The sequence below is a fragment of the uncultured Pelagibacterium sp. genome (assembly GCF_963972885.1).
Lineage (GTDB): Bacteria > Pseudomonadota > Alphaproteobacteria > Rhizobiales > Devosiaceae > Pelagibacterium > Pelagibacterium nitratireducens.
Genome location: NZ_CAXAXY010000051.1, coordinates 1 through 21,575 on the forward strand (window position 1 = coordinate 1; position 21,575 = coordinate 21,575).

Consider the following 21,575-nt stretch of genomic DNA (forward strand, 5'->3'; position numbering starts at 1 on the left):
TGGCATTGGCCCGGTTCTGGTGCTGGGATTTTTCTGCCGACGTCACCACGATCCCCGAGGGGATATGAGTGATGCGCACCGCCGAATCGGTGGTGTTGACGTGCTGTCCGCCGGCGCCCGAAGCCCGCATCGTATCGATACGGATGTCTTCGGGCCGGATTTCGATGTCGATATCCTCGACCTCGGGAAGCACGGCGACCGTGGCCGCCGACGTGTGGATGCGCCCCGACGTCTCGGTATCGGGCACACGCTGCACGCGATGGACACCCGATTCGTATTTGAGCTTGGCAAATACCCCTGCTCCAGAGACGTTGGCGATGATTTCCTTGTATCCGCCGGCATCGCCTTCGGACGCTTCCATCACCGTTACCTTCCATCCCTGCGCTTCGGCATAGCGCTGATACATGCGGAAAAGATCGCCGGCAAAAAGCGCGGCCTCGTCGCCGCCCGTTCCGGCGCGCACTTCGAGAATGGCGCTTTTTTCGTCCGCCGCATCCTTGGGCAGCAAGAGAATGCGGATCTCCTGGCTCAGCGCTTCGATCTTTTCCTTGAGCGCGCCCATTTCCTCATAGGCAAGCTCGGCCATTTCCCTGTCACCCGACTTGGCAAGCTCCTCGGCTCCGGCCAGATCGGAAAGCGCTGCTCGGTATTCGCGCACCTTGGCGACCATGGGCGAGAGCTCGGAATATTCCTTCGATAGCCGCACATAGGCTTCCGGATCGGGACTGCCCGACATGGCCGCCTCGATGGAATCGAAACGGCGTTCAAGGGCGTCGAGCTTGTCGGTGGGCAGAAAAGCCATGCAAAACTATCCGGTCGGAAATGAGAACCTAAACGGTGAGAGAATGCCGCTCGGCAAACTCTACAAGAAACTCGCGGGCCGAACCCTCGGTTTCGCCGTTCTCAAGATAATCGTTCATTTCGGCCTTGAGCGCGGCAACGTCAAGACCAAGGACCATTTCCTTGATCGGGCCGATCGAGGACGCGCCCATGGAAAGCCGCGTCATGCCGATCGAAAGCAGCGCCATCGCTTCGATCGGGCGTCCGGCCAGCTCCCCGCACATGGTAACGGGCTTGCCGTATTTTTGCGCCGCATCGACGACCAGTTTGAGCGCCCGCAGGCGCGGCCGGGCAATCGGGTCGTAATTGTTGGCAACGCGCGGATTGGCCCTGTCGGCAGCGGTCAGAAACTGGATCAGATCGTTGGACCCTATGGAAACGAAGTCGGTTTCGGGCAACAGCCGGTCGAGCTCGAACAGCAGCGAGGGCACCTCGATCATCGAACCAATCTCGAGCGTTTCGGGCTGGGCAAAGCCCAGGCGGGGCAGCCGTTCGTTCTCGCGCAGGATGAAGCGCTTGACCTTCATGTATTCGCGCGCCTCGGTGACCATGGGCACCAGAATGCGCAGCGGCTTGCCGCTTGCGGCCTGCAAGAGCGCGCGAACCTGCGTCCGCAGCAGCGCGGGCCGGTCCAGCGCCAGCCGCAGGCTGCGCCAGCCCATGGCCGGGTTTTCCTCGGCGGTCGAGCGCATATAGGGCACCACCTTGTCGCCGCCGATATCGAGTAGGCGGAAGACGATGGGTTTATCGCCCATAAGCCGCATGGCCTGGGCATAAAGCTCGACCTGCTCTTTGACCCGGGGCATTTTCGAGGCGATCATGAACTGCAACTCGGTGCGGAACAGCCCCACCCCTTCGGCACCGGTTTCTTCCAGCATCGCCATATCGGCCAAAAGGCCCGAATTGTGCAGCAGCGTGATATGCTGCCCGTCGCGCGAGACGGGAGGGGTATCCTTGAGCGCCGCGTAATGGGCACGCCGCTTGGCCGAGAGCCGCACCTTGTCGATATAGGTCGCTTCGATATCGGGGGTCGGCCGCAGATGGACGGCACCGGTAAACCCATCGACAATGATGTCGTCGCCCGCCTCGCCCATAGAGACGATGTTTTCGGCCTGCCCGACCGCCACCAAGCCCACCGAACGCGCCACGATCGCCACATGAGCGGTCGCCGCGCCATCCTCGAGCACCACGGCCCGCAGCTTGGTGCGGTCATATTCGAGCAGTTCGGCCGGGCCCATATTGCGCGCCACCAGAATGGCGTTGTCGGGCATCTCCTTGCCGGCCACCGAACCGTCGGCGGTCAAAATGCGCAGCAGCCGGTTGGCCAGATCGTCGAGATCGTGCAGGCGCTCGCGGATATAGGGATCGGTCTGGCGCAACATACGCGCCCGCGTGTCGTTCTGAACCCGCTCGACGGCCGCTTCCGCCGTCAGGCCGGATTCGATCGCCTCCTCGAGCCGGCGCACCCAGCCCCGGTCATGGGCGAACATGCGGTAGGTTTCCAGGATGTCGCGGTGATCGGACGGGATCTGCATGTCGCCCGAATTGAGCAATTCATCGATCGAAACCCGCATGGTCATCAGCGCCGCTTCGAGCCGCGCTTTTTCCGCATCCGTATCGTCGGCAACAAAATTGGTGACCACCACGCGCGGGTCGTGCAGCACCACCTGCCCCAGCGCGATCCCTTCGGAAAACCCAACGCCCTGAAACATGCGCGGACGGCGCAGATCGATATCCGAGCCCGGCTTGATCAAGGCATCGAAATCGGCTGTCGAAATCATCTCGGCCAGGATCGTTGCCGTGGTCAGAAGCGCTTCGGTTTCATCCTCGCCATAGACCCGGCGTTCCGAGTTCTGAACGACAAGGACCCCAAGCGTCTGCCCGGCCCGCAGCACCGGCACGCCCAGGAACGAAAAGAACGGGTCTTCCCCCGTTTCCGGGCGATAGGCAAAGGAAGGATGCTCGGGTGCGTTCTGCAGGCTGAGCGGCTCGGCCTCGTTGGCGATCAGGCCCACGAGACCCTCGCCCAGACGCAGCGTCGTGATGTGGACGGCGTCGCGCTTGAGACCGTGTGTAGCGAACAATTCGAGCGCGCCATCGTCGCGCAAAACGTAAAACGAGCACACATCGGCCCGCATGTTATCGGCGATCAGATCGACGATCTTGTCCAGCCGCTCCTGGCTGGCCAGCGGTTCGGCCATGGTTTCGCGCAACTGGCGCAATAGCACCCGCGGTCCGCCAATCGCTGTCACCATGTCCGCTCGCCCGGCGGGTCGACCCCGCCTCCCAGAGTGTGGTCGGAAAAAGTTGCAGACTTTTTCGGTTCGACCGCACGATCAAATAAGACCCGAAGCGTCAGGCCGGTTCAATCGAACCGGGCCATGCTCCAGAGATTTGCCCGCGACCGAGCTTACCCCTCGGCCTTGTCCAGACCGTAATAGGTATGCAAAGCCCGAACTGCAAGCTCCGCATATTCCTCATCGATCAATACCGAGGTCTTGATTTCCGAGGTTGTGATCAACTGGATGTTGATTCCCTTGTCCGAAAGCGCCCGGAACATGGAAGCCGCAACGCCCGCATGGCTGCGCATGCCGACACCGACCACGGAAATCTTGGCGCCGCCCTTGGACCCCGAAATCGACTCGTATTCGAGATCGGGCGCGTTGCGCAAAACTTTCATCGCCTTGTCGAATTCGCTGTCGGGCACCGTAAAGGTGATGTCGGTGATCTGCCCGTCATCGGAAATGTTCTGCACGATCATGTCGACAACGATCCGCGCATCGGCCAGGGGACCGAACACCGCGGCGGCAACGCCGGGCTTGTCGTTGACCTTGCGCAGGGTGATCTTGGCTTCGGCCCGCGCAAGGGTCACACCCGAAACGATCTGCTTTTCCATGATCTCATCCTCATCGCACACAAGCGTGCCCGTCATGCCCCATTCGCTGCCCGGCGCGTTGCCCGCATCGGGGTCATCGAACGTAGAGCGCACCACAAGACGCACCCCCTGGGCCATGGCCAGTTCCACCGACCGCGTCTGGAGCACTTTTGCCCCCAGCGAGGCCATTTCGAGCATTTCTTCAAAACTGACCCGCTCGAGGCGCCTGGCTTTCGGCGCAATGCGCGGATCGGTGGTATAGACGCCATCCACATCGGTATAGATATCGCACCGGTCCGCCTTGACCGCTGCCGCCACCGCAACGGCCGAGGTGTCCGATCCGCCGCGTCCCAGCGTCGTGATCCGCTTTTTGTCGGACACGCCCTGAAAACCGGTCACCACCGGCACCCAGCCCGAACTCATCCGCTCGTTGAGATTGGCCGGATCTATTCCCGTGATGCGCGCCGAACCGTGCGCATCGTCGGTATGGATGGGCACCTGCCAGCCGGCATAGGAGCGCGACTGGATGCCCATTTCCGACAAAACGATGGCCATCAGCCCGGCGGTCACCTGTTCGCCCGAGGCAACGACCGCATCATATTCGCGGGCATCGTGCATGGGGGCGGCCTGCGCGCACCAGCCGACAAGCTCATTGGTCTTGCCCGACATGGCGGAAACGACGACGGCAACCTCGTGCCCGGCCTCGACCTCGCGTTTGACGTGCCGGGCCGCCTGCCGTATGCGCTCGACATTGGCGACCGAGGTGCCGCCGAACTTCATAACTATACGCGCCATGACGCCGCCTTCGATGCAAACTTATGCCGTACCGCACCGTACGGTTGTGGCGCGGTGAGTGCCACAAACCCGCCGATTTAGCAATATGGGATGAAGGGCGCTGCGGCGATGGATCGCTTGACTTGATGGCCCGGCGCGGTCACCTCTTGGGGTACGCCAGGACGAGGTACACAATGACCACCACCATCAGCCCAGACGAAATCGGCAAGTTCCACAAGATGGCCGAGGAATGGTGGGACCCCAACGGCAAGTTCAAACCGCTCCACAAGTTCAATCCGGTGCGCCTCGCCTATATCCGCGAGAAAGTCATCGCCCATTTCGGGCTCGATGACAAAGCCATGCGCCCGTTCACCGGCCTTACGCTTCTCGATATCGGTTGCGGCGGCGGCCTGTTGTGTGAACCCATGGCGCGGCTTGGGGCAACAGTGGTCGGCGCCGATGCGGGAGAAAAGAACGTCAAGATCGCAAGCCTGCACGCCGAACAGTCCGGGCTCGATATCGATTATCGCGCCACCACCTCCGAAGACCTCGCCGCTGCGGGCGAACAGTTCGATGTGGTGCTCAACATGGAAGTTGTCGAACACGTCGCCGACGTTCCGCTCTACCTTGAAAGCTGCTGCAAGCTGGTCAAGCCCGGCGGGCTGATGTTTGTCGCCACCATCAACCGCACGGCCCGCGCCTATGCCCTGGCCATCGTCGGCGCCGAGCGCGTGCTGCGCTGGCTGCCCAAGGGCACCCACAGCTACGAAAAACTGGTCACCCCCGAAGAGATCACCTCGATCACCGGACGCAACGCAATGCAGGTCGTCGACAGGACGGGCGTCACCTTCAACCCGCTCAAAAACGAATGGGGCAAGAGCCGCGACATGGCGGTCAACTACATGCTGCTCCTGGAAAAACCGGACGTTTGATATTGGCCGGCACCCAGGGGGACGCAGACGCATGTCGCCCAATGGCGGCAAAACCGTCACTTGCACACTGCGGCAGCGGCGACCAAGTAGGCCATTCACAGGCACCTCGATAGCCTCACGTCGGGATGGTCGCCTGTGCTCTATGGCCATTCAAACGCGGAGCAATCAATGAAAGCCGCAATATACGACCGATCCGGGCCACCGGAGGTCTTTCGCTACGCCGACGTTACCGATCCCCAGATCGGACCCCGTGACGTGCTGATCGAAGTCAGCGCAATTTCAATCGAAGGCGGAGATGTGATCAACCGCCGGCTGGCCGAACCGCCTGCGTCAAACCACATCGTGGGCTATGCGGCGGCCGGAACGGTCATCGCACTCGGATCCGATGTCACGAACCGAAAGGTTGGTGACAGGGTCACGGGCTTTGATCTGGCCGGATCACACGCCGCGCTCCGCGCCGTGCCCGAACAACAGACCTGGCTGGTCCCTGATGGCGTCAGCTGGGACGAGGCTGCGGCAATGCTCATCTCTTTCGGCACGGCCCATCATGCTTTGTTTGCCAGCGCCGCGCTTCAAAAGGGCGAGCATGTTGTCATTTGGGCCGCGGCCGGAGGCGTTGGCCTTGCCGCCGTGCAGCTCGCAAAACGGGCCGGGGCGAGGGTCCTGGCTGTCTCAAGCGGCGAGGAGCGGCTGCAACGCCTGAAAGCGATTGGCGCCGATCACGTGGTTGACTATCGCAAGGATGATGTCGGCGCGTTTGTACGGTCGCACACCCAGGAAAAGGGCGCAAATGTCATCGTTGATCCGGTCGGATCCACCCTTCCCGATTCACTTGCGGTATTGGCACAAGAAGGTCGGCTGGTCTTTGTCGGCAATGCCGGGGGTGGCGCCCTGTCCGTGGATCTGTGGACCGCATTGGCCGCAAACCAGACCCTTTACGGCGTTTACATGGGAACCCAGTTTACCAAGCCTTCTGTCTCCGAAACGATCGACGAGATGTTGCGTGATATCGCCAAGGGTACGCTAAAGGTCCATATTGACCGGATATTCCCGCTATCGGAGGCTGGTGCGGCCCATCAACACGCCGAAACAGGATCGCCATTTGGCAGGGTCGTCATGCACCCCTGATATCGGAATGTGCCCGGCCGAGCCTTAATTGTGCTCGTCGGGCACAGTGGGCAGCGGCATGAATTCGATGCCCTCATCGATCAGGCTCACCACCTCATCCTTGGTCGCCTCGCCGTAGATGCCACGCGCTTCGGCTTCCTCGTAATGGATCTTGCGCGCTTCCTCGGCGAATTTGTCGCCGACATAATCGGCTTCCGACGTCATTTTCTGGCGCAGGGCGCGCATGGCCTTCAAGAACTCGCCATGCTCGGGATGGCCGGCCGAAAGCGAAACCTTGTCGCTCGACCGTGAGACGGCGGGCGCCATCAACGCCTTTTCCACCTGCGAGGAATTGCAGATCGGGCAGGTCAGAACCCCGCGCGCCGATTGCTCGTCATAGGCCTCGGCGTTTCTGAACCAGGCATCGAATTTGTGGCCTGCACCGCAGGCGAGCGTGAACTGGATCACTTTCAATTCCCCGCTTGGGTTGTCAGATCGCTTGCAAACGGCAATGGCCCGGGCGCGAGCGTAAACGCGCGCTCATTGGCAAGCGCAGGCACCCTTTGCCGCGCCGCGGCCACCGCGTCAAGGTCCAGTTCGGCCACCACCAGACCCGGTTCGGCTCCATCGGCCTCGGCAATCACCTCGCCCCAGGGCGAAACGATCAGCGAATGGCCATAGGTCGACCGCCCGTTTTCGTGGCTCCCACCCTGCGCCGCCGCCAGGATGAAACAACCCGTTTCAATCGCCCGCGCCTGCAACAACACATGCCAGTGCGCCTCCCCGGTCGGCACCGTAAAGGCCGAGGGCACGACGATCACCTGCGCGCCCGCCGTCGCCAGCGTGCGATAGAGCGCCGGGAAGCGCACATCATAGCAGATGGAAATGCCGAGCTTAAATGGCGCGATGTCGGCCACCACCGCCGTGTCCCCACCAGCATAGGTGGCGCTTTCGCGATAGCCGTTCTCGCCATCGATATCGGCATCGAAAAGATGGATCTTGTCGTAGCGCGAAACGATCTCGCCCTCAGGGTCAAACAGCACCGAGCGGTTGGCAAACCGTCCGCCCTCGAGCGCTATGGCGAGTGAGCCGATATGAAGGAAAACGCCATTTTCTCTCGCGATACCGGCCAGCCGGGCGATGGCCCCATTATTCTCCCAGGGTTCGGCCTCGGCCTGCAACCCGGCGCGATTTCTTGCAAAAACCACGCTCATTTCCGGGGTCAGGATATAAACGGCTCCGGCCCGCCGTGCCTCGGCGACCCGCGCTTCTATCGTGTCGATATTATCCTTTGCGCCGAGCCCCGAGTTCATCTGGACAAGGGCAACGGGTATGGTTTGGCTCACGCCGCACTCTCGAGCAAGGGATCGAGCTTGCCCTGCCGCTCGAGCGCGGCCAGATCGTCATAACCGCCCACATGGGTATCCCCGACAAAGATCTGCGGCACCGTGCGCCGCCCATTGGCGCGCTGGGTCATGGAAGCGCGCAAATCGGGATCGAGCACGGTAATTTCTTCGAACGCAACACCCTTGTCGCCCAACAGCGCCTTTGCGGCGTGGCAATAGGGGCATGTGGGAGTGGTATAGATTTCGACCTTGGTCATTTATTCAAAACTCCAGTCAATAGTGGCAGTTATACTGTCATATCGGTGTCGAACACAACGCGGGCAAAGCTGAGCACATCGACCTGCGATACGCCGGCCCGCTTGAGTGCCTTGGCCGCCGCCGAGGCGGTGGCGCCTGTGGTCAGCACATCGTCGACAAGCACAACGCGCCGTGCGCCCAGCCGATCCAGACGCGCCGGATCGACCCGAAACGCCCCGTCGACATTGCGGGCACGCTGGGACGCGTTGAGCCCGACCTGCTGGATGGTGCGTTTGTGTCTGACGATAAGGTCGGTATGCAGATCGCATTTTGCAAGGCGGCCAATGGTGCGGGCCAGCTCGGACGATTGATTGTACCGCCGCTCGCGCTGGCGCGCCGGGTGCAGGGGCACCGGCACCAGGACGGCATCGGGCCCCAAGAGCTCGTGACCTGCCGACACCATCATCCGCGCACAGAACAGCGCAATCTCGGGTCGGTCGGAATATTTCATCTTCGAGACCAGTTTTCGCGCGAGATCGGTATAGGCGACGGCCGAGCGGGCCCGGGCAAATGGCGGCGGGTTGGCAATCGCCTGGACCGACAGCGCTCCCTCGCCCATGTCGGACGCAAAGGGCAACCCCAGCACGGGACAGAAGGGGCGCGAAATAGGGATCAACTGACCCCAACAGGACGGACACAGCCCGTCGGGCGTCAAAACCGCAGCGCTACACGCCAGGCACACCGGCGGAAACGCCAAATCCAGCGCCCGCGCCCCGGCCGAAGTCGCAAGGGCGCACAACCGCAGCGCAAAGGGTCTGCCCCGATTTTCCATCGCCCCAACCATGAACCGATCATTGCACGCCATCCATTCCTGCGCCATATGGTCGGGACCATGACCCAGCCCCCGCTCGTTTTCGACCGCACCCGCCTCGCCGCCAATTTTGCCAAGCGCAAAGGGCAGCCCGATTTCGTGACCGATCTGGTGGTCGCAGACCTCGCCGACCGCCTCGCTCCGGTAACGCGGGAATTTCCAAAGGCGCTCATCATGGGCCCCGATCCAGCACTGCTGCCCGACACGGCGCAGTCGGCCAACGGCCCGATCCGTTTTGAAAAAATCTCGTCCCTGCTTGAGGTCGACGGCTTTGCGCTGGCCGATCCCGAGCATCTGAGCCTGCCCGCCCGCGACTACGATCTCATCGTCTCGCTCCTCGATCTTCAGACCGTCAACGACGTGCCCGGCTTTCTCGAAAACCTGCGCCGCCACATTGCCCCCGACGGGCTTTTGATCGCCGCCGCCATCGGCGGGCGCACGCTGAGCGAATTGCGCGATGCGTTCCTTGCCGCCGACGTGGAAATTCTGGGCGGCGTTTCCCCCCGCGTCGCGCCGATGATCGACGTGCGCGACGCCGGCAGCCTGCTCCAGCGCGCCGGCTTTGCCCTGCCTGTCACCGATCTTGAAACCCATACGGTGCGCTACCGGACCCCGCTCGCCCTGTTTGATGAACTGCGGGCATTGGGGGTCACCAATCCGCTGGCCGGCCGCGATACCCGCATGCTGACCCCGCGCCATCTGATGCGCGCTGCCGAGATTTATGCCGAGCGTTTTTCCGATCCCGACGGCAGGGTCCGCGCCAGCCTCGAAATCTTGTGGCTCTCGGGCTGGGCGCCTCATGAAAGCCAGCAAAAGCCCTTGCGGCCCGGCTCGGCCCGGACCAGCCTGCACGACGTGCTCAAGGACACGTCGAAACCCTGAGCGTCACAGCGGCCAGAACACCATGATGGCCGGCACGCCGACCACGGTGATAATGATTTCGAGCGGCAGGCCCATGCGCCAGTAATCGCCGAACCGATAGCCGCCCGGCCCCATGATCAGCGCGTTGTTGTTGTGCCCGATCGGGGTAAGAAAGGCGCAACTCGCCCCGATGGCCACCGCCATCAGGAACGCATCGGGATTGACCCCCAATATCTGGGCCAGCCCGTATGCGACCGGCGCAAAGATCACCGCCGTCGCCGCATTGTTGAGAACGTCCGAAAGCGTCATGGTAAACACCAGCACAGCGGCAAGTGTCACCCAGGCGGGAGCATGTTGTCCAAACATCGCCAGCCATTCTGCTATGAGCTGGGCGCCACCCGAGGTCTCCAGCGCCATCCCGATCGGCAGCAGCGAGCCGAGCAGCACAACGACCGGCCATTCGATCGCCTCGTAGATCTCACGCACCGGCAGGATGTCGAAAAGCACATAGAGGACGGCCACCGCCCCGAGCGCCACGGTGAGCGGAACCAGACCGAACGCCCCTACTCCCACCGCTGCCGCGAAGAGCCCGATGGCGGCCAGCGCCTTTTCGTGCCGCGTCACAGCAACGCTCGAGGCAACGGGCAGACACTCCATGCGGGTGACGACGTCGTCGATGGCGTCCTGATGGCCGAGCAACAACAAAACGTCGCCCACCTCGAGCGGGGTGCGGCGCACCCGCTCGGTGATGGCCCGGCCGCGCCGCGACAGGCCCAGCATGACGACGCCATTGCGCTGCATGACCCGCACATCATTGGCGATCCTGCCCACGACACGGCTGTCGGTGGTCACCACCGCCTCGACCATCTTGAGGTCCGACGACAATTGGGCGCTTTCCCCCGAACGGCCCTGCAGATCGACCTGCAGCGCACCGGCCAGTGCCGAAATCGCCTCGGCCGTGCCGTGAACGACAAGCAGATCGCCCTTTCCGATCTTTTCCCAGCGCGCCCGGCCCGGCATGCGCTTGTTGCGGCGCACCAGCCCCACGATGGCGCAATCATGCTCTTCGGCCTCGGCGTCCAGATCGCGCACCCGCTGACCCTTGGCTTTTGATTTCTCGGTGACCACCAGTTCGGTCGTATAGCTGGCCGAGGCGCGCAACTCGGCGCCCGCGCCCTTGCCCCGCACCGGGATCAACCGCCAGCCCACAAGCCCGATAAACGCCACACCGGCAAGCGCGCACACAAGGCCGACGGGTGTGAAATCGAACATCGTGAAGCTGTTGCCCATGGCCCGCTCACGATAGGCGGCGATGATGATGTTGGGGGGCGTGCCGATCATGGTCAGCATGCCGCCAAGGATTGTGGCAAAAGCCAGCGGCATCAGCGAGGAGGCCGGCGAACGGTTCGCCTTTTGCGCCGCCTGCACGTCCACCGGCATCAGAATGGCCAGCGCCGCGACGTTGTTCATGAAGCCCGAAAAAACCGCACCGATGCCTCCCATGACCGAAATGTGGATGGGCAGGGAACGGTCGCGGTCCACAGCGTACCGGGTGATGAGATCGACGGCCCCCGAACGCGACAGACCCGCCGTCACGACGAGCACCAGGGCGATGATGATCGTCGCATCATTGCCAAAGCCTGAAAACGCGGTCTGGGCCGGCACCACGCCCATGACCACTCCAACGATCAGCGCCGCAAAGGCAACGAGGTCATATCGCCACTTGCCCCACAAAAGCCCCGCGAGCACCAATCCCAGAAGGACAAAAAGCACGATCTGTTCGTAGGTCAATTCAATCCCCCGAGGCGCGTTCACAAATGCAGACCACCCTAAAGGGTTCCCGTGCCCGGCGCGACCGATGACAAAAAAATCCCCGGAGCGGCGCGCCGGGGATCTGGAACAATCACTATGCGGCCCGTCTAAAAGGCGCCGTGGCAGTGCTTGAATTTCTTGCCCGAGCCGCACGGGCACGGATCGTTGCGCCGGGTGCGTGCCATGACTTCGGGGCTCAACTGACCCTTGGGTCCATCCTCTTCGCGCACCTCGTTCTCGCCGGTCACCGGATCGATATGGCTCTCGCGAAGCTGGGCAGGTGCCTGCGGCTCGGGGGGCTTGATCTCGAAATGGCTCATCTGGGTGGTGACCAGTTCGCGAAGATTGGTCAAAAGCAGCGAGAACAGCTCGAACGCTTCCTGCTTGTATTCATTGAGCGGATCGCGCTGCGCCAGTCCGCGCCAGCCGACCACTTTGGACAGATGATCGAGCGTCACCAGATGCTCGCGCCACAGCCCGTCGATCGACTGCAGAATGAAGCTCTTTTCGATCTGGCGCATGGTTTCGGGGCCGACGCGCGCCGCCTTGGCCGCCGCATAATCATCGGCCATCTTGATGATGCGCTCGCGCAGCACCTCGACATCCATGCCCTCCTCGTCGGCCCATTGGGCCAGAGGGGGCTCGATGCCCAGATAGGTCTTACACGCGGCCCCAAGCTGCTCGGTGTTCCACTGTTCAGGATAGGACCGCTCGGGCGCCGATTTGGCGATCAGCGAATCCACGACGTCGTGGCGCATGTCGGCGATCGTCTCTGCGACGTTTTCGGCGTCCATCAATTCGATGCGCTGCTCGAAGATCACCTTGCGCTGATCGTTCATCACGTCGTCGTATTTGAGGATGTTCTTGCGGATGTCGAAATTGTGCCCCTCGACGCGGGTCTGGGCGCGCTCGATGGCCTTGGTGACCATGGCGTCGGAAATCGACTCGCCGTCTTTCAGCCCCAGCGAGGTCAGAACCTTTTCCATGCGTTCAGGGAAGAACCGGCGCATCAGGTCGTCCTGCAGCGAGACGAAGAATTTCGACCGTCCCGGATCGCCCTGACGGCCAGACCGGCCGCGCAACTGGTTATCGATGCGGCGGCTTTCATGACGCTCGGTGCCGATCACCATCAGCCCGCCCGCAGCCAGCGCCTCTTTCTTCTTTTCGGCGATATCGGCTTTGATCTCGGCGGTCTTTTTCTCGAGCGCCTCGCCTTCGAGACCTTCGGCCTCATTGGCGACGCGCATTTCCAGGTTGCCGCCGAGCTGAATGTCGGTACCGCGGCCGGCCATGTTGGTGGCAATCGTGATGGCGCCCGGCACACCGGCCGCCGCGATGATCTGGGCTTCCTGCTCGTGATGGCGGGCGTTGAGGACGGCAATGTCCTTGACGCCCTTCTTTTTGAGGAAGTCCGCGAGCATTTCCGAGCGCTCGATCGACGTGGTGCCCACCAGAACCGGCTGATTGCGCGAGCGGCACTCGATCACTTCGTCGGTAATGGCCTGGAATTTTTCCTCGACCGAGCGATAGATCTGGTCGTTCTCGTCGATACGGGCGATCGGCACGTTGGTGGGCACGGTCACCACGTCCAGCCCGTAGATGTCGGCAAATTCGGACGCTTCGGTATCGGCCGTGCCGGTCATGCCGGCCAGCTTTGTGTAGAGCCGGAAATAGTTCTGGAAAGTGATCGAGGCCAGCGTCTGGTTTTCCGGCTGGATCTTGGTGCCTTCCTTGGCTTCGAGCGCCTGGTGCAACCCTTCGGAAAACCGCCGCCCCGGCATCATGCGGCCGGTAAATTCGTCGATGATCACAACGCTGTCGTCGCGGACGATATAGTCCTTGTCGCGGTTGAAGATCTTGTGCGCCTTGAGCGCCGAATTGAGATGGTGGACGATCGAGACATTGTCGATGTCATAGAGCGACCCGGACTTGATCAACCCGTCGCGTTCGAGGATCTCTTCGAGTTTTTCGATGCCCTCGTCCGTGAAATTGGCCGCGCGGTGCTTTTCATCGATCGTGTAGTCTTCCTCGACCAGCAGCGGAATGTATTTGTCGATGGTCTTGTAGAGCTCTGAGCGGTCCTGGGACGGCCCCGAAATGATCAGCGGGGTGCGCGCCTCGTCGATCAGGATCGAATCCACTTCGTCGACGATCGCGTAATTGTGTCCGCGCTGCACCATCTGGGCGCGCGAATATTTCATGTTGTCGCGAAGATAGTCGAAACCGAACTCGTTGTTGGTGCCATAGGTGATGTCGGCATCGTAGGCCGCCTTGCGCTCGGTGTCGTTGATGCCATGGACGATCACCCCGGTGGTCAGGCCCAAAAAGCCGTAGAGCCGGCCCATCCACTCGCTGTCGCGGCGCGCCAGATAGTCGTTGACCGTAACGATGTGCACGCCCTTGTCTTCGAGCGCATTGAGATAGGCCGAAAGCGTTGCGACCAGCGTCTTGCCTTCACCGGTCCGCATTTCGGTGATGGCCCGCTCGTTGAGCACCATGCCACCGATCAGCTGCACGTCGAAGTGCCGCATGCCCAGCGCGCGCTTGGAGCCTTCGCGCACGGTGGCAAAGGCGGGAACCAGCACATCGGCCAGCTTGGCCCCATCGCGCAATTGCTGCCGGAATTCCTCGGTCTTGGCCCTCAATTGTTCGTCGGAGAGCTTTTCGAACTCGGGCTCGAGTGCGTTGATGGCCTCGACATTGGATTGATAGCGTTTGACGCGCCGATCATTGGCCGAGCCGAAAAACTTCCGGGCAAGCGTTGCAAGAGCCATGAACAATTGTCCTTAGAATCTGTTGGATGCGCCCGGATTCGGCGGTTGCGACGTCCCGGAACTTGCCTTGCACGAATGGTAGGGCGGCAGGCCGGGGCGCTGCCGAAAGGAGCGCGGAAAACTTCGGCAGGAGATGTAAGAGTGCCACCATGGGTTGTCAACGTTGGCAAAATCGGACAAACCACGGCCAAAGTCCGGGGCTAAACGCATATCCGGACCTTTGGTTCGGGCGATGGGGGGCCCGGGCTTCGGAAAAACAAGGAGAGATCTCATCATGTCATCCGATTTCGCCGCTCCGGTGGCCGGCCTCTTGCGGGCCGTATTCATCCCGGCGGTTCTTGCCGTCTCGCTGAGCACAGCTCCAGCCTGGGCGCAAAACGACGAACCCGCCCCCGCAGCCGAGCAGGCAACGCCCGCCGCTCCTGCCGAGCAGGCAGCGCCCGTCGCGCCCGCAGAACCGGTCTCACCCGATACGGTCCTGGCCACGGTGGGTGGCGAAGAGATCACCGAGGCCGATCTGGTTCTGGCGGCCGAAGAGCTGACCCAGGAACTCCAGTCCATTCCCGCCGAACAGCGGCGCGGCTTTCTTTTGACCGTCGTCATCGACATGAAGCTGATGGCCAGCGCCGCCCGCGAGGATGGCCTTGACGAAAGCGAAGCGTTCACCCGCCGCCTTGCCTATCTCGAGGATCAGGCCCTGCGTCGCGCCTTTTTCAACTCCATCGTTGAAACCCAGGTCACCGAAGAAGCCGTCCAGGCTGCCTATGAGGACCTGGTCGCCGATTTCACCCCTGAACCCGAAGTGCGGGCCCGCCACATTCTGGTGCCCACCGAACAGGAAGCCAACGAAATCCGCGCCGAAATCGAAGCCGGACGCGACTTTGCCGATGCTGCCAGCGAATATGGCACCGACGGCACAAGCGCCAATGGCGGTGATCTCGGTTATTTCTCATCGGGCATGATGGTCCCCGAATTCGAGCAGGCCGCGATGGCGCTCGAGGTCGGCGAGATGTCCCAGCCGGTCGAAAGCCAGTTCGGCTTTCACCTGATCTATCTCGAAGACCGTCGTCTCTCCGAAGCACCCCCGCTCGAGGAAGTGCGCCAGCAGGTCGCCCAGCAGGTTCTCTATGAGAGCTACGAAGCGGCCATCGAAGAGATCAAGTCCGACGTGGAAATCGAAATCGACGATGCCGATCTGGCCGCGCAGGTCGAGGCCCAGGGCGGCATTTAACACCCTGGCATAGACCAATTGTTCCGAGCCCCGGCCTAAACGCCGGGGTTCTTTTTTGTCGCCGCCACGATTGTGGCGACGACCTTGTCCACATCGGCATCCGAGCCTTCGATCCGGCCGGTCAGCAGACGGTGCCAGGCAAAGCCGGCCAGAAGTTCGATGATGACGGCGCTGTCGGCATTGGGGTCGATTTCGCCGCGTGCCTTGGCCCTGTCCACCAACACCTCGGCAAATTTGCGCCGCCCCCGCTCATAGGCAAACAGCGCCTCGGCGGCCCCCGGATCGCTCTGGGCTTCGGCAATGACCGATCGGAAGACCATGCCGCAGATGCCAGCGCTCCAGAACCCGATCAATTGATTGGTCAGAAACGCTCTCAGGTCGTCCTCGAAATTTCCCGTGTCGGGAAACTGGCGTTCATTCTTGAACCCCTGATAAACGTCGAGCAGCAGGGCAGCCCTGGACGGCCACCAGCGATAGACTGTGGGTTTGCCCGCCCGTGCCCGCCGCGCCACCGCCTCGATGGAAAACCCCGAAAGCCCGTCTTCGCGCAGGATAGCCTCGGCGGCCTCCAAAATGGCCTGCTGGCTGGCCGGATTGCGCTTGGCGCCGATCGAGCCCCGCCGTACCGCCACCGCCTGATGTTCTTTCGTCATTGTTTCGTCTTCCTTCCTCGACCCGGCCAATAAGCCCTGCGTTCCGCCGTTCAATCGCCCCACGAACGAACGGGCGCGCCGCAGCCTCGCCAGACTTCACGCTCTCCGGTGAGACCTCCCAGCCCCTCGCGACATATTGGAATCCTTCAATCGCGCGCCTCGAATGGGCTCGCCCGAAGATATAGGGGAAAAAATCGACAATATCCACTTGAACGAAACGGCTCGTTTCAATATATAACGGAACGTTCCGTTTCGAAAGGTTGAAACAATGTCCGATATTTCCTCCGCACAAACCCCCTCATCCACCACCGCCCAGCCAGCGGCCGGTGCTTCGCTCCGTCCCGACCGCTCGCGGCAGTTTCTGGTCACCCTGTTCGGCGTTTATCCCATCATCACGCTCATTCTCTATCTCGTCCTGCCGCTCACGGCCGGCTGGCCCATCTGGCAGACCACCCTGATCGTCACCCCGCTCATGGTTGCCATCATGGTGTTCTGGATGATCCCCCAGATCCAGAAACGCTTTGCCGGTTTCATCATGCGCCCTGTGCGCAGGTGAGCCCGCACCCAATGCCCGACGCTCTCGTTTCGAAATCGGGACGAGAGCGTCAATATTTCCCGCATGGTGGCAAAGAGCGTCGCGCCGTTTCCGTAAAACGATGAAATGATCGAGGCGACTGCGCCTCTTGCCAGCACGGGAATGTTGGGGCACACGAAGGGGCTGGTAATCGCGTTCGTCCCCAAGGACTTCTCCCATGGCCCTGCCCGTCTCTCCCCTTGCCCCCAAAACCTATGTCGCCCCGCCCGCCATTGCCGGCGTGCGCTTTGCCACCGCCGAGGCGGGCATTCGCTACAAGGGGCGCACCGACGTGCTTTTGGCCGTCTTCGATCCGGGCACCGTGGTTGCAGGCGTTCTGACGCGCTCGCTCTGCCCTTCGGCCGCAATCGACTGGTGTCGGCAGAACCTTGGCCATGGTACGGCCCGCGCCCTCGTCGTCAATTCGGGCAATGCCAATGCCTTTACCGGTTTGAAAGGCATCGAATCGGTCAAACTGACCGCCGACATCGCCGCAAGGGCGGTGGGGTGTGAGCCCTCGGAAATCTTTCTCGCCTCGACCGGGGTCATCGGCGAGCCGCTCGATGCCACCAAATTCGATGGCGTGCTGGAAAACCTCACGGGCCAACTGGCCGCCGACCCCTGGATGGAGCCGGCCAGGGCGATCATGACCACCGACACCTTCCCCAAGCTGGCCGAGGCCACGATCGACATCGATGGCACGACGGTCTCCATCGCCGGTATCGCCAAGGGTTCGGGCATGATCGCGCCGGACATGGCCACCATGCTCAGCTTCGTGTTCACCGACGCCCCCATCGCCGCCGATGTGCTCCAGGCGCTGCTCGCCAAACACAACAAGACCAGTTTCAACGCCATCACCGTCGACAGCGACACCTCGACCTCCGACACCCTTCTGGCCTTTGCCACAGCCAAGGCGGAAATCGACCCCATCGCATCCCTAAACGATCCGCGCGCACAAACGTTCGGTGAAGCGCTCAATGATGTGCTCTTCGATCTCGCCATGCAGGTGGTGCGCGATGGCGAAGGGGCGACCAAATTCGTTGCCGTCAACGTGACCGGTGCCACGACCGACGACAGCGCCGCAAGGATCGCCCGCGCCATTGCCGACAGCCCGCTCGTCAAGACGGCAATCGCCGGCGAGGACGCCAATTGGGGCCGCATCGTCATGGCGGTGGGCAAGGCCGGCCAGCCCGCCGACCGCGACAAGCTCACCATCGCCTTTGGCGACCACGTTCTGGCCCGCAACGGCCAGCGCGCGCCCGATTATTCCGAGGACGCGGCGACCGCCTATATGAAGGGCGAGGAGCTTTCGATCAGCGTCGATATCGGGCTCGGAACGGGCTCTGCCACCGTCTATACCTGCGATCTGACCCATGGCTATATCGACATCAACGGCAGCTACAGGAGTTAGAGCGTTGTCAGCAAAAGTGGCAACCGGTTTTGCGGTTCGACAACGCGACAAAAGAGAAGTGTGATCCAGCTTGCGCACCGTTTCCGAAATCGAAGCCGCTTCGCTCGCCACATGGCCCGCGCTCGAAACCATCGAGGACGGGCAATGGCGCGCCCGCTTCGCCAGGGGTTTTTCAGGCCGCTCCAATGCCATCTGGTCCCTCGATCCCGCCGATGACACCAATGCCGCCCAGCGGATCGAAACTCTTTCGGCCCGCTACGCCGAACACGATCTGCCCACGGTCTTCCGCGTGACCCCGCTGACCGGCGGCGGCATCCTCGATACGCTGGACCGGGCAGGCTGGGAGCGCTTCAAGACAAGCCTGGTTCTGTCTTGCCCGCTCGGCCAGACCGACGGGTTCGATGGCGCCGCCAGTCTTTACGATGCGACCGACCCCGCTTTCCTCGCCGCGCAAACGGCCCTTCAGGGGTTCGATACCAAACAGCAGGAAACCTTCGCCGCCATCCTGGGCGCGCTCAAACGCCCGGCCTGTGGAATCGTCGTCGCCGCCGACGATGGCACGCCCGGCGCATCCTTGCTGTGTGTCGAGAGCGAGGGCATCGTCATGGTCTATGACGTCATCACCTCGGCCAAACTGCGCGGCCAGGGTTTTGGCCGACGCATGATGGCCAGCGCGCTCAGTTGGGGCGCCGAAAACGGCGCCAGCCACGCAGCCCTCCAGGTCCAGGGGGACAACGGCCCGGCCATCGCGCTCTATCTCGCCATGGGTTTTGTCTTCCGCTACCCCTATCACTACCGCCGCCAGCCCGAGGCACAAACGCAATGAAAATCACCCTTGTCGTTGCCTGCGCGCTGGTCGATGCCGACCGGCGCGTGCTGATCGCCCAGCGGCCCCAGGGCAAGCAACTGGCCGGCCTGTGGGAATTCCCCGGCGGCAAGATCGAAGCGGGCGAAACCCCCGAGGCTGCGCTGATCCGCGAACTGGCCGAAGAGCTGGAAATCGAAACCAGGGAGGCGTGCCTCGCTCCATTGACCTTTGCCAGCCACACCTATGACGGCTGGCACCTGATGATGCCGCTCTATGTGTGCAGGAAATGGCAGGGCACGCCAATTGCCAAAGAGCATTCGGCGCTCAAATGGGTGCGCCCGCAAAAACTGCACGACTATCCCATGCCTCCCGCCGACATCCCGCTCATCGCCCCGCTGTGCGATCTGCTCTGAGCGCGTCCAGCAAAAGTGGAAACGGATTGCGGTTCGGACGCGCGACAAAACAAGGATTTAGAGCCGTTCAGGATTTGATTTAATCAGATCCTGAACGGCTCCAGTTCGCAATCACGCCGTCATCCAGCCACTCAGAACACGCGCTTGAGCGCATCGGTGAGACTTGCCATGTCATAGGGCTTGGAAACCTTCGGCCGGTCCACATGCGCGTCGGGAAACAAAACCCCATCGGCGTAGCCCGAAGCAAAGATGAAGGGAATGGCCTTCTCGCCCAGAACATCGGCGATGGCAAAACTCGTCTCATTGCCCAGATTGACGTCGAGCACGGCAAACCCCATCTCGGTATTCTCGATCGCCTTGAGCCCCTGGGCGACGCTGGACGCCAGAACCACCTCCCCGCACCCCATGTCGCGCAGCACCGCCTCGCAATCCATGGCGATGATGACATTGTCTTCAACGATCAGCGCCCGCCCCTCGGGGAAATTCACCTTGCCCGCCCGCCTTGTGACCGGACGCGGCGCATGCTGTCGGGCTTCATCGAGATCGGCCAGATGTTCGGGCGCAATGCGCAATTTGGCCCGCAACCCGTCGATGCGATAATCCATCTCGACCGATCCGCCAAGATCATGGGTCACCGAGCGCTCGATCACCACCGACCCGAACCCGGCACCGCCGGGGGGCTTGACGGGCGGGCCGTCGCGCTCGACCCAGCGTATGGTCAGCCAGCCTGAATCGTCGCGCTCGAGCGCAATGGCAACGGTGCCCCGCTTGTCGCACAATGCGCCATACTTGGCCGAATTGGTGGTCAACTCGTGAATGACCAGCGCCAGCGCCGAAAAACTCTGCGGCACCAGGCCCACATCGTCCCCCGAAACGATCACCCTTTCCGATTTTTCCGCCAGATAGGCCGCCGTCTCGTTCTCGATCAACGCCAGCAGCGATCCCGAGCCCCATTGACGCTCGGTCAGCTGGTCATGGGCCCGCGCCAGCGCCTGCACCCGGTCGTCGAGCGTTGAAACGAACGCTTCCGTGCTGCGCTGGGGCGTATTGACCTGACGGATCAGGCCGCGGATCAGGCCCAAAATGTTGCGCACCCGGTGATTGAGTTCGGCGATCAGGAGTTCCTGACGCTGGCGTGCCTGCCTTCGCTCGCCCTCGATCAGCTCGGTATGCTTGAGGATCACTTCGAGCAGGCTCACCCGCAGCGCCTCGGCCAGCCTGATATGGCTCGAGCTCCAGGGCTCGGACTGCCCGCGCGCCGTTTCCTGCCAGATCTCGAAACTCTTGCGCGGCGTCAGGCGCGACCCCATCGGCCCCACGCTCACCGGCTTTTCCGGATTGCCGGCCCATTTGACCTCCTCGGTCACCTCGCGGCGGAAAAAGATCAGATAGTCGCCGGGCGTGCGCGAGATGGGAATGACCAGCATGCCCGAAACCCTGTCGGCATAGGCGGCCGCGGCCGGATGAAGCTTGCCCAGCTCGTGGGTGACAAAGATGGAATTGGACACCGTCCGGTTGAGAAACTGTACAAGCGCCTTGAACTCGGGGCGGTCCGGCGTCTCTCCCCACAGCTCGACCTCCTCATCGACGATCATGCCGATCCCGTTACAATCGACCAGCCCGCTCATCTCCCCGAACATCGAAGCGAGCTGGGAGACCGGTCCCTGCTCCGGGCCGACCATGCGCAGCACCTTGTGGTGAAATTCCTGCGCCCGCTTTTCGGCCTCGATCTCGCTTTCGCGGATCTTGGCATCGAGCGCCAGCGAGAACATCTGCCCGATCAGTTCGGCCGCCGTGCGCACGTTGAAGGGCACCCGGCGCGGGGAATAATGGTGACAGGCGATCAGCCCCCACAGCCGCCCGCGCAGCAGGATGGAAATCGACATCGAGGCGCCGACCCCCATATTGCGCAGATATTCGAGATGAATGGGCGAGACCGAGCGCAGCACCGAATTGGACAGATCGATCGGCATGCCGTCGGGCGCCGCGAACGGTGTGATATCATGGGGTTGCCCGTCCACATCGGCAATGATGCGGATCAGGTTGCGCTTGTAGA

At 62.3% G+C, this 21,575-nt stretch carries 19 protein-coding genes; 8 read left to right on the forward strand and 11 right to left on the reverse strand.

Features of this window, described 5'->3' with window-relative positions; genetic code table 11:
- The 3 genes from AACZ55_RS09790 to AACZ55_RS09800 all read right to left on the reverse strand — a co-directional run.
- On the reverse strand, positions 1-802 hold an 802-nt coding region (locus AACZ55_RS09790), incomplete at its 3' end, for a peptide chain release factor 1 (protein ID WP_339645672.1).
- 28 nt (positions 803-830) lie between these two features.
- The gene (gene ptsP / locus AACZ55_RS09795) at positions 831-3,095 is read right to left on the reverse strand and encodes a phosphoenolpyruvate--protein phosphotransferase (RefSeq protein ID WP_338609090.1); all 2,265 of its coding nucleotides are present in this window, start codon (positions 3,093-3,095) and stop codon (positions 831-833) included.
- 155 nt (positions 3,096-3,250) lie between these two features.
- The gene (locus AACZ55_RS09800) at positions 3,251-4,510 is read right to left on the reverse strand and encodes an aspartate kinase (RefSeq protein WP_338609089.1); all 1,260 of its coding nucleotides are present in this window, start codon (positions 4,508-4,510) and stop codon (positions 3,251-3,253) included.
- A gap of 173 nt (positions 4,511-4,683) precedes the next feature.
- Here AACZ55_RS09800 and ubiG point away from each other — a divergent pair, with 173 nt between their 5' ends.
- Both ubiG and AACZ55_RS09810 read left to right on the forward strand, forming a co-directional pair.
- Entirely contained in the window at positions 4,684-5,421 is a 738-nt protein-coding gene (gene ubiG, locus AACZ55_RS09805) for a bifunctional 2-polyprenyl-6-hydroxyphenol methylase/3-demethylubiquinol 3-O-methyltransferase UbiG (RefSeq protein ID WP_339645676.1), read from the forward strand.
- A gap of 168 nt (positions 5,422-5,589) precedes the next feature.
- A complete protein-coding gene (locus AACZ55_RS09810; RefSeq protein ID WP_339645679.1) occupies positions 5,590-6,549 on the forward strand; it encodes a zinc-binding alcohol dehydrogenase family protein in 960 nt (319 codons plus the stop codon).
- A gap of 24 nt (positions 6,550-6,573) precedes the next feature.
- Here AACZ55_RS09810 and AACZ55_RS09815 read toward each other — a convergent pair whose 3' ends face one another.
- The 4 genes from AACZ55_RS09815 to AACZ55_RS09830 are packed head-to-tail and all read right to left on the reverse strand — an operon-like array spanning position 6,574 to position 8,976.
- The gene (locus tag AACZ55_RS09815) at positions 6,574-6,996 is read right to left on the reverse strand and encodes a DUF1178 family protein (protein WP_339645682.1); all 423 of its coding nucleotides are present in this window, start codon (positions 6,994-6,996) and stop codon (positions 6,574-6,576) included.
- A gap of 2 nt (positions 6,997-6,998) precedes the next feature.
- Positions 6,999-7,874 (reverse strand): carbon-nitrogen hydrolase family protein, encoded by an 876-nt coding sequence (locus AACZ55_RS09820; protein WP_339645685.1) that lies wholly within the window; start codon positions 7,872-7,874, stop codon positions 6,999-7,001.
- Positions 7,871-8,131 carry a glutaredoxin 3 gene (gene grxC / locus AACZ55_RS09825; RefSeq protein ID WP_338609081.1) on the reverse strand — a complete coding sequence of 87 codons (261 nt, stop codon included), beginning with the start codon at positions 8,129-8,131 and terminating at the stop codon, positions 7,871-7,873. The genes AACZ55_RS09820 and grxC overlap by 4 nt, the downstream gene beginning before the upstream one ends.
- A gap of 29 nt (positions 8,132-8,160) precedes the next feature.
- Positions 8,161-8,976: a ComF family protein gene (locus AACZ55_RS09830; RefSeq protein ID WP_339645687.1), complete on the reverse strand. Its 816-nt coding sequence runs from the start codon at positions 8,974-8,976 to the stop codon at positions 8,161-8,163.
- Between the two features lie 27 nt (positions 8,977-9,003).
- Between AACZ55_RS09830 and AACZ55_RS09835 the strand changes: the two genes are divergently transcribed.
- Complete coding sequence (locus tag AACZ55_RS09835) at positions 9,004-9,864, forward strand: methyltransferase domain-containing protein (protein ID WP_339645689.1); 861 nt, start codon at positions 9,004-9,006, stop codon at positions 9,862-9,864.
- A gap of 3 nt (positions 9,865-9,867) precedes the next feature.
- Here AACZ55_RS09835 and AACZ55_RS09840 read toward each other — a convergent pair whose 3' ends face one another.
- Both AACZ55_RS09840 and secA read right to left on the reverse strand, forming a co-directional pair.
- Positions 9,868-11,634 carry an SLC13 family permease gene (locus AACZ55_RS09840; protein ID WP_338609076.1) on the reverse strand — a complete coding sequence of 589 codons (1,767 nt, stop codon included), beginning with the start codon at positions 11,632-11,634 and terminating at the stop codon, positions 9,868-9,870.
- Positions 11,635-11,762: 128 nt separating this feature from the next.
- The gene (gene secA / locus AACZ55_RS09845) at positions 11,763-14,429 is read right to left on the reverse strand and encodes a preprotein translocase subunit SecA (protein ID WP_339645692.1); all 2,667 of its coding nucleotides are present in this window, start codon (positions 14,427-14,429) and stop codon (positions 11,763-11,765) included.
- A 274-nt stretch (positions 14,430-14,703) separates the two neighbouring features.
- Here secA and AACZ55_RS09850 point away from each other — a divergent pair, with 274 nt between their 5' ends.
- On the forward strand, positions 14,704-15,660 hold the full coding sequence (locus tag AACZ55_RS09850; RefSeq protein WP_339645693.1) for a peptidylprolyl isomerase: 957 nt from the start codon (positions 14,704-14,706) through the stop codon (positions 15,658-15,660).
- A 35-nt stretch (positions 15,661-15,695) separates the two neighbouring features.
- Here the strand turns inward: AACZ55_RS09850 and AACZ55_RS09855 are convergent, their stop codons facing one another.
- On the reverse strand, positions 15,696-16,313 hold the full coding sequence (locus AACZ55_RS09855; RefSeq protein WP_339645695.1) for a TetR/AcrR family transcriptional regulator: 618 nt from the start codon (positions 16,311-16,313) through the stop codon (positions 15,696-15,698).
- A gap of 268 nt (positions 16,314-16,581) precedes the next feature.
- On the opposite strand from AACZ55_RS09855, the gene AACZ55_RS09860 reads away from it, so the two are divergent.
- The 4 genes from AACZ55_RS09860 (at position 16,582) to AACZ55_RS09875 (ending at position 19,519) form a co-directional block, all read left to right on the forward strand.
- Positions 16,582-16,869 (forward strand): hypothetical protein, encoded by a 288-nt coding sequence (locus tag AACZ55_RS09860; RefSeq protein WP_339645697.1) that lies wholly within the window; start codon positions 16,582-16,584, stop codon positions 16,867-16,869.
- A 196-nt stretch (positions 16,870-17,065) separates the two neighbouring features.
- Positions 17,066-18,298, forward strand: a complete 1,233-nt coding sequence (gene argJ / locus AACZ55_RS09865; RefSeq protein ID WP_339645699.1) for a bifunctional glutamate N-acetyltransferase/amino-acid acetyltransferase ArgJ — start codon at positions 17,066-17,068, stop codon at positions 18,296-18,298.
- A gap of 70 nt (positions 18,299-18,368) precedes the next feature.
- Positions 18,369-19,124: a GNAT family N-acetyltransferase gene (locus tag AACZ55_RS09870; RefSeq protein ID WP_339645701.1), complete on the forward strand. Its 756-nt coding sequence runs from the start codon at positions 18,369-18,371 to the stop codon at positions 19,122-19,124.
- Entirely contained in the window at positions 19,121-19,519 is a 399-nt protein-coding gene (locus tag AACZ55_RS09875; protein ID WP_338609065.1) for a (deoxy)nucleoside triphosphate pyrophosphohydrolase, read from the forward strand. Before AACZ55_RS09870 ends, AACZ55_RS09875 begins: the two co-directional genes overlap by 4 nt.
- 131 nt (positions 19,520-19,650) lie before the next feature.
- Here the strand turns inward: AACZ55_RS09875 and AACZ55_RS09880 are convergent.
- Positions 19,651-21,575: HWE histidine kinase domain-containing protein (locus AACZ55_RS09880; protein WP_339645703.1), on the reverse strand; the 1,925-nt coding region annotated here is incomplete at its 5' end.

Excerpts from the sequence above, each read along its gene's own strand:
- ptsP (WP_338609090.1), bottom strand. The coding sequence starts at position 3,095 with ATGGTGACAGCGATTGGCGGACCGCGGGTGCTATTGCGCCAGTTGCGC.
- AACZ55_RS09800 (WP_338609089.1), bottom strand. The coding sequence starts at position 4,510 with ATGGCGCGTATAGTTATGAAGTTCGGCGGCACCTCGGTCGCCAATGTC.
- ubiG (WP_339645676.1), top strand. The coding sequence starts at position 4,684 with ATGACCACCACCATCAGCCCAGACGAAATCGGCAAGTTCCACAAGATG.
- AACZ55_RS09810 (WP_339645679.1), top strand. The coding sequence starts at position 5,590 with ATGAAAGCCGCAATATACGACCGATCCGGGCCACCGGAGGTCTTTCGC.
- grxC (WP_338609081.1), bottom strand. The coding sequence starts at position 8,131 with ATGACCAAGGTCGAAATCTATACCACTCCCACATGCCCCTATTGCCAC.
- AACZ55_RS09830 (WP_339645687.1), bottom strand. The coding sequence starts at position 8,976 with ATGGCGTGCAATGATCGGTTCATGGTTGGGGCGATGGAAAATCGGGGC.
- AACZ55_RS09835 (WP_339645689.1), top strand. The coding sequence starts at position 9,004 with ATGACCCAGCCCCCGCTCGTTTTCGACCGCACCCGCCTCGCCGCCAAT.
- secA (WP_339645692.1), bottom strand. The coding sequence starts at position 14,429 with ATGGCTCTTGCAACGCTTGCCCGGAAGTTTTTCGGCTCGGCCAATGAT.
- AACZ55_RS09850 (WP_339645693.1), top strand. The coding sequence starts at position 14,704 with ATGTCATCCGATTTCGCCGCTCCGGTGGCCGGCCTCTTGCGGGCCGTA.
- AACZ55_RS09855 (WP_339645695.1), bottom strand. The coding sequence starts at position 16,313 with ATGACGAAAGAACATCAGGCGGTGGCGGTACGGCGGGGCTCGATCGGC.
- AACZ55_RS09860 (WP_339645697.1), top strand. The coding sequence starts at position 16,582 with ATGTCCGATATTTCCTCCGCACAAACCCCCTCATCCACCACCGCCCAG.
- argJ (WP_339645699.1), top strand. The coding sequence starts at position 17,066 with ATGGCCCTGCCCGTCTCTCCCCTTGCCCCCAAAACCTATGTCGCCCCG.
- AACZ55_RS09875 (WP_338609065.1), top strand. The coding sequence starts at position 19,121 with ATGAAAATCACCCTTGTCGTTGCCTGCGCGCTGGTCGATGCCGACCGG.